Source organism: Streptomyces sp. NPDC017529, from assembly GCF_044329785.1.
GTDB lineage: Bacteria > Actinomycetota > Actinomycetes > Streptomycetales > Streptomycetaceae > Streptomyces.
Window position 1 is genome coordinate 625,214 of the sequence record NZ_JBIRJY010000005.1, and the last position, 7,342, is coordinate 632,555.

At 77.1% G+C, this 7,342-nt stretch carries 7 protein-coding genes; 5 read left to right on the forward strand and 2 right to left on the reverse strand.

What is annotated here, in order from left to right; all coding sequences use genetic code 11:
- Positions 1–94 precede the first annotated feature (94 nt).
- Genes ACH4K4_RS16680 through ACH4K4_RS16690 form a run of 3 tightly spaced genes read left to right on the forward strand, consistent with a single transcriptional unit; the run spans position 95 to position 3,965 of the window.
- Positions 95–607, forward strand: coding sequence for a hypothetical protein (locus ACH4K4_RS16680; protein WP_398167923.1), 513 nt, complete (start codon positions 95–97; stop codon positions 605–607).
- Positions 604–3,273: an ATP-binding cassette domain-containing protein gene (locus ACH4K4_RS16685; protein WP_398167924.1), complete on the forward strand. Its 2,670-nt coding sequence runs from the start codon at positions 604–606 to the stop codon at positions 3,271–3,273. The genes ACH4K4_RS16680 and ACH4K4_RS16685 overlap by 4 nt, the downstream gene beginning before the upstream one ends.
- Complete coding sequence (locus ACH4K4_RS16690) at positions 3,270–3,965, forward strand: ATP-binding cassette domain-containing protein (RefSeq protein WP_398167926.1); 696 nt, start codon at positions 3,270–3,272, stop codon at positions 3,963–3,965. Before ACH4K4_RS16685 ends, ACH4K4_RS16690 begins: the two co-directional genes overlap by 4 nt.
- Here ACH4K4_RS16690 and ACH4K4_RS16695 read toward each other — a convergent pair.
- Positions 3,948–4,403, reverse strand: coding sequence for a transglycosylase family protein (locus ACH4K4_RS16695; RefSeq protein WP_398167927.1), 456 nt, complete (start codon positions 4,401–4,403; stop codon positions 3,948–3,950). The two genes, ACH4K4_RS16690 and ACH4K4_RS16695, sit on opposite strands and share 18 nt — an antisense overlap.
- Positions 4,404–4,522: 119 nt before the next feature.
- The gene (locus ACH4K4_RS16700) at positions 4,523–5,185 is read right to left on the reverse strand and encodes a transglycosylase family protein (RefSeq protein WP_398167928.1); all 663 of its coding nucleotides are present in this window, start codon (positions 5,183–5,185) and stop codon (positions 4,523–4,525) included.
- Positions 5,186–5,782: 597 nt separating this feature from the next.
- Here ACH4K4_RS16700 and ACH4K4_RS16705 point away from each other — a divergent pair.
- Positions 5,783–6,601, forward strand: a complete 819-nt coding sequence (locus ACH4K4_RS16705) for a hypothetical protein (protein ID WP_398167931.1) — start codon at positions 5,783–5,785, stop codon at positions 6,599–6,601.
- Positions 6,602–6,805: 204 nt separating this feature from the next.
- Entirely contained in the window at positions 6,806–7,198 is a 393-nt protein-coding gene (locus tag ACH4K4_RS16710) for a hypothetical protein (RefSeq protein ID WP_398167933.1), read from the forward strand.
- Positions 7,199–7,342 lie beyond the last annotated feature (144 nt).

Here is a 7,342-nt window from a genome sequence, read left to right on the forward strand (position 1 = left end):
GCGACCGCCCTGAGCCGGTCTGGCACAAGCCTTCTGAGGTGCTGTTCCCACAGGGCATAGTGCAGCTATTCGCCGAAAGCCGCGAGGGGGCGTGATGCGCAACGCGCGAACACGGTTCGGGGCGCGCCTGGCGCCGTGGGGCGGCTGGGCGGCGCTGGCGGGCGGGGCGGTGTTGTGCGCGGTCGGCTGGTACGGCGTCTCGGGCGAGCGGTTCGCCGAGCGCCAGATCCCCTTCCTGGCCTCCTGTTCCATCCCGGGCGCCGCGCTGATCGTCGCGGGTGCGGTGCTGGTGGCGCGGGGTGATACGGGCCTGGCGGCGGCGCGCGTCGAGGAGCTGTACGGGCTGCTGGTCACGTACGGGGCCGAGGGGACGGCGGCCGGGTCCGCAGCGGCGCCGGGGTCCGCAGGGGCGGTGGAGACGGACGCGGGCCCGCCGCTCGCCGTACCCGGCGGAACGTTGCTGCACCGGCCCGGTTGCCCGCTCGTGGCGGGCCGCCCGGACGCCAGGCCCGCCGGCGGGCCGCCGGAAGGCGTTCCGGACGACGCGGAACTGACGCCCTGCCCCGTCTGCGAGCCGGGCGCCGGCCGCCCCGGCGCACGGCGGTGAGCTCGCTCTCGTACGACCTCACCCTGGCGGGCCTCGCGGTGGGCAGCGCCGCCGCGCTCACCGGGATCGGGCTGATCGTCACCTACCGGGCCACCGGCGTGCTGAACTTCGCGCACGGCGCCGTCGCCATGGTGTGCGCCTACGTCCTGCGGCAGCTGGCGGTCGGCTGGAACTGGCCGCTGCCCCTCGCCGCCGCCGTCACCCTCCTCCTCGTCGCGCCCGGCATCGGGCTCGCGCTGGACCGCGCCGTCTTCCGCCCGCTGTCCGTGCACGGTGCGGGCCCGGCCCGCACCCTGGTCGCCTCCCTCGGCGTGTTCGTCCTCCTGGTCGGCGCCGCGGGCCTGCTGTGGGGGCCGGGGGCGCGCGCGGACGCGCCCGCGCTGCTGCCCGCCGACCCCTGGGTTCAGCTCGGCACGGCCGTCGCGCTGGCCGCCGGGGTCGCCGCCGTCACCCGCTGGACCCGCTTCGGGCGCGAGCTGCGCGCCGTCGTCGACAACCGGCCGCTGGCCGTCCTCAGCGGCATCGACGCCGACCGGGTCGCCGCCGCCGGCTGGGCCTTCGGCTCCTTCACGGCCGGGCTGACGGGCGTCCTGCTGGCCCCGCTGCTGCGCCTGGACCCGTACGGTCTGCCGCTGCTGGTGATGGAGGTGATGGCGGTCGCGGTGGCGGCCGGGCTGCGCAGCCTGCCGGTGGCGGTGGCCGTCGCGCTGGGGATCGGGGTGGCGCAGAGCCAGCTCACCCGGCTGCACCCGGGCGGCAGTCTGGAGCCCCTCGTCCAGGCCGTCGGCGCCAACCTGTTCGTCGTGGCGCTGCTGGCCGCCGCCCTGGCCCTGCGCGGCCTCCCCCCTGCCCTGGCGGACGCGGCCGGCCGCGCCGGCACCCCGCTCCGCACCGGCCCGCTGCCCGACCGCCACGGCCGCGCCTGGCTGGTCTGCGGCATCTTCTTCCTGCTGCCCCTCGGCTTCGCGGGCGGCGACCTGCGCGTCGCCGTACAGGTACCGGCGCTCACCGTGGTGCTGCTCTCGCTGGTGGTCGTCACCGGGCGCGGCGGCCAGATCTCCCTGGGGCAGGCCGCCTACGCCGGGCTCGGCGCCCTGTTCACCGCGCTGCTCACGACCGGCCGCTTCCCCGGCCTGCCCGCCGTCCCCGGGCTGCCCGCCCTGCTGCTGGCCGTGCTGCTGACCGCTCCGCTCGGCCTGCTCACCGGCTGGCCCGCGCTCCGCCGGCACGGGCTCGCCACGGCCCTGGCCACCCTCGCCTTCGGCGTCGCCGTCAGCCGCTTCGTCTTCGCGCAGCCGTACGCCACCGCGGGGCTCACCCTCGACCGCCCGGCCGGTTTCGCCGCCGACCACGCGTACTACGTCCTCGAACTGGCGCTGCTCGCCCTCGCCCTGCTCGGCGTGGCGGCGCTGCGTCGAGGCCATACCGGGCGCGCGCTGGCCGCGATGCGCGACCACGAGCCGGGCGCCGCCGCCGCCGGCGTCCCCGTCCCGGCGCTCAAGCTGGGGGCCTTCGCGGTGGGCGCCGCGCTGGCCGCGCTGGGCGGCGGGATGCTCGGCATGGCGCTGCGCACCTTCGACCCGGCGTCCTACGACCCGGTACGCGGCCTGCTGTGGTTCGCGGCCGTGCTCGTCCTCGGCGCCGACAGCCTGCTGGGGGCGCCGGCCGCGGCGGCGCTGCTGGTGGGCCTGGACTCGGGGACCGCGGGCGGCGCGGCCGCCGCGGTGATCGGCGTGCTCGCCGTGCTCTCCGGCCGGCTGCCGCAGGGCCCGTACGAGGCGCTGCGGGGCGCCGCCGCCCGGCTGTTCGCCGCTCCGGAGCCGCGGCTGACCCCGTTGGGCGCGCGGGTACGCGAGCGACTGGCACCGGCGCGCGCGCCGGAGTCCCGTACGCCTGACACCCGTGCCGCGCTCCAAGCCGCCCCCACGCGGGCCCCCACGCGCCGGCCCTCTCCCCCGGCTCCCGCTCCCCGCACCGCCTCCGGCCGCCTGACCGCCCGCCGCATCCGCGCCCGCTACGACGGCTTCACCGCCTTGGACGGCGTCGACCTGGAAGTACCACCGGGCCGGATCACCGCGCTCGTCGGCCCCAACGGCGCGGGCAAGAGCACCCTGTTCCACTGCCTGTGCGGCACGCTGCGCCCCGCGGCGGGGCAGGTGCTGCTCGACGGCGCGGACATCACCCGCCGCTCCCCGCACGCCCGCGCCCGCCTCGGGCTGGCCAGGACCTTCCAGCAACTCGCCGTGTTCGAGGGGATGACCGTGGCCGAGAACGTCCGGGTCGGCGCCGAGCAGAGCGGCGTACCGGACCCGGCGGCCGCCACCGGCCGGGCGCTGGAGCTGCTCTGTCTCGGCGGGCCGCTCGCCTCGGCGCCCGTCGCCGGGCTGGGCACCGGCACCCTGCGCCGCGTCGAGCTGGCCCGCGCCCTCGCGGGCCGGCCGCGCATCCTCCTCCTGGACGAGCCGGCGGCGGGCCTGGACAGCGCCGAGGTGGCCGCGCTCGCGGACGTGCTGCGCGCCCTGGCCGCCGACGGCACGGCCCTGCTCATCGTCGAACACGACCTCGACCTCGTCGCCGGGCTGGCCGACACGGTCCACGCGATGGCGGCGGGCCGGATCGTCAGCCACGGCCCCGCGGGCCGCGTCCTGGCGGAGCCGGACGCATGAGCGTCGAGGCCGCCCTGTGCGCGGCCCGTGTCCGGTACGGCTCGCTGGAAGCCCTGCACGGCGTCGACCTGGCGGTGCCGGGCGCGCACCTCACGGTGCTCCTCGGGCGCAACGGTTCCGGCCGCACCACGGTGCTGCGCGCGCTGGCGGGGACCGTGCCGCTCTCCTCCGGGCGCGTCGTGTGGGGCGGTACGGACGTCACCCGCGTCCCCGCGCACGCCCGCGCGCGCCGCGGCCTGGCCCTGGTCGCCGACCGCGGCGCGGTGTTCGGTTCGCTCTCCGTGGGCGAGCAGCTCGAACTCGCCGCGCCGGACGGCACCCCCGGCCCGGCGCTGGACGCCTACCCGCAGCTGCGCGCTCTGCTGGGCCGCCGCGCCGGCACGCTCTCCGGCGGCGAGCAGCGGATGCTCGCCGTGGCCCGCGCCCTGGTGGGCGCCGCCCGGCTGCTGCTCCTCGACGAGCCGACGCAAGGGATGTCGCCGGCCGTCGCGGCGCGTACGCACGGGCTGCTGGGCGACCTCGCGGCCGCGGGGCGCACCGTCCTCGTCGCCGAGCAGGCGCTGCCGCCGGCCCTGTGCCGGGCCGCCACCGTCGCGTACGTCCTGCGGCGCGGCGCCGTCGCCTTCAGCGGCGAACCGGCGGAGTCCGCCCGCTTCGCGGGGGCCGGCCCCGCGTCACCGTCCGGGCGGTGACGCGCCGGGCAGCGCGCGGTGCCGCCCGGCGAGCCCGTACCGCTTGGCGCAGTGCGGCCAGGCCGACCAGCCCTGGCGGCGCAGCACCCGCTTGGCGACGGCGATCTGCTCCTTGCGGGTGGCGAGGTCGGCGCGCGGCGCGTAGGCCAGGCCGCCGTGCGCCTTCCAGGTCGACTGCCGGAACTGCAGCCCGCCGTAGTAGTCGTTGCCGGTGTTCTTCTGCCAGTCGCCGCCGCTCTCGCACTCGGCGATGCAGTTCCACAGCCCTCGCGAGGAGCAGCCGCCCTGGGACGGGGAGCCGCGGTACGCGCTGTCCGCCCGCGCGCCGCAGGGCACGCACAGCAGGAGCACAGCCGGGAGCACGGCCAGGAACGCCGCTCGCCGGCGGCCGGTCTTCGCGGGGCGTTTCAGCTGGGACGCCCGAAAGATAGGGGACATCGGGTCACGTTATGTTCTGATATGCACGCATCGCAGTCCGGCGCACCCGTCCGGGGTCACGCCCCACCCGGTCGGCGTACACCGGGCGGGGCGTCCGGCGCGGACGCGCCGTGGTGCGGTCAGACCGAGAGCCGCTGCCCCGGGACGATCAGGTCCGGGTCACCGCCGATGACGGCCTGGTTCGCGGCGTACAGCTGGCGCCAGCCGACGCCGTGCGCGGCGGCGATCCGGCTGAGCGTGTCGCCCTGCCGCACCGTGTACCCGCCGGTGCCCGCGCGGGCCCTGCCGCGGTCGCTGTGGCCTCCGGTACCGCGCGTGTTCTTGCGGGCCTTGGCGCCCACGTCCCTGCGCACGTCCTTCCGTGCGTGCTGCCGGCCGTCACTCTGGCCGGACCGGTACGCCTTCGGCGCCTTGGGCGCGCTTCCGTACGCGCCCGCGCGGGCGGCGCAGGTGGGCCAGGCGCCCCAGCCCTGCGACGCCTGGACCCGGGTGGCCACGGCGATCTGCTGGGACCTGCTGGCCCCGGCGGCCGTCGGCGCGTAGGCCGTGCCGCCGTAGGCGCGCCAGGTGCTGTGGGTGAACTGCAGGCCGCCCGAGAAGCCGTTGCCGGTGTTGATGTGCCAGTTGCCGCTGCTCTCGCAGCGGGCGATGCGGTCCCACACTCCGCCGTCCGCCGCCTGCGCCGGTCCGGCGGTGGCGGCCACCAGCGCGAGCGGGGCCACCAGGGCCGCCCCGGCGAGCGCGGCGATGTCGCGGCGTATGACGCCCTTCGAAAAAGGCATGGAATCCCTCTCCACGGCCCCGGGGGTCCCCCTGGTGCCACGTCGCGGACGCGTCTTGCGCCCGCGGAGCGCGGCACCCCGCCCGCCGCGGGGTGGTGCCGGTCGTGCTCGGTGGTGCTGCGTACGGTGCATCCGGTGCCACGCGACTCGGCTCTCGTGCCGTGCCTTGCGCGGCGGACCGGCCCGCGTGCGGGCCGGCGGTCGGTGCGGACGGCGGGCGTCCCCGGGCGGTGCTCGGTGCACACGGCCGGAGAATGTAGGGACGCTTACGCCCTGTTATCAACCAAGGCGGTGTCCGGCCTGGCCAGTTGGACGTTACCGGAGGTATCAGCCATTTTCGGCCACCCACTTGATTCCCTGATTTCCGCATTTTTCAACCACCCCCCTCGGCGATCTGTGACCCACCTCACCGGTTCAACTTCCGTGCCCGTCGCACGCGTTGGCATGGAGTGAGCAGTTCCGGTCCGCTTCTCACGCTGCGCTTCGAACGGTTCGATTCCGTACCCGGCCGCGCGTGACTCCTGCCACAGATCGCCCGTTGTCCTGGTACGAGCCGGGGACCCGCCGGCTGCCCGCGCAACGATCGAGGAGCCATCCGTGCCGCGCATGCTCGACGTCAGTGACGACGTTCGCGCCGAGATCGGTGACGAAGAAGCCGACCGCCTGCTGGCCGGTGGCAACGCCCCCGGCAACTACGACTGCACCTCCTGCCGCACGCCCGGCGACAGCGACCAGGAGCGCACCAGCACCGTCCTGTTCGTCGGCGAGGAGACCGCGGTGCTCGCCTTCGCCCACGCGTCGTGCATCCCCTCGCAGGTCGTCCCGGTCTCCGAGGAGCAGCTCCAGGGCGCGGTGCGCTCCATCACCGGCGAGGACGGCGGCGGCGCCGAGGCCGCCGCGCCGCCGCCCGCCGCCCCGTTCGCCGCCCTCCCGGGAGAGCACCGGCAGGCGACACTCGGTGTCACCTGCGGCCTGGTCCTGGTCGAGGGCGAGCTGCGCCCCGCACTGGTCGTCGAGCCCGCCGGGCCCATCGCCCGCCCCGGCTCCACCGAGCCGGGCGACGCGTTCCTGCCCCTGCTCCTGGAGCACGGCTTCGCGCCGGTGGCGGACATGGCCGTACTGCCCGGGCCCAACCCGGGCTGGTCGGTGCTGCTGGCCGCCGGGCAGCTGCACGCCATCCTCCAGCCGGGCGCCGACGGCGGCCAGTCGAATTCCTGGTGGCAGGCGCACCAGCCGCTGCCCGTCTCGGACGGCTGGCGCGCCGCCGCCGGCAAGGCGCGGACCGTCCTGGTGTACGCGGCCCCGGTGGGCGCCGTCGGCCACCAGCCGCGCGAGGACCTGATGCGCCAGGCGATGGAGAAGGCCGCCGGCGAGGGCAAGCTGGTCGCCGCTGCGATGCCGCTGGCGGGCACCTGACAGGCCGCCGTCACGGCGGTCCTCCCTAAGGGGCCGCCCGGCCGTCCCGGCCGCTCCGCGCCGCGCTCACCCGAGCGGCGCGGGGCGGCCGTCCGGTTTCCGGTGCAGGGGGGCGCGCGACCGCCGGCCGTCCGTACCCCCTGCCGATCAGCCGATTCTCCGCAGAGGCCGCATCCAGGGAGCATCCGGGTCGTTGGCACAGACGTGCACCCATACGACCCCTCCTCCCGCGTCCCGTATCCCTACCAGATCCCCGGCATGCGCCCGTCGCACGACGCGACCACGGCCACCATGGCGGCCTCCCACGCCGCCCCCGTCTCGGCCACGCCGATCTACGACTCGCTGTACGCCGAGTACCGCCGCTCCTTCCGGGCGCTGCCGGGCGACCGTACGGGCGAGGAAGGGATGAGCGCCGAGGCGATGCGGAGCATCTGGGGCCGTACGACCACCGGCCACATGCCGGGCGCCGGCCACTGGGAACCCGTCGCCCGCCAGCCGTTCCACGGCCACCCCCACCACACCGCCGGCCACCACAGGGGCCACTTCCCCCCGGCGCTGCCCCCGGCGCCCCGCGAGTACCGCCCGCACGGTCACTGACCGGAAAACGGCGGCGGGGGGGGGGGGCCCCCGGCGGCCCCCCCCCCCCCCCCCCCCCCGCGACCACGCCGGCACGGGTAGGTGGGGGGGGGCCCCCCCCCCCCCGGCGATGTGGGTCGCCGCGCCCCCCACACCCCACACCAC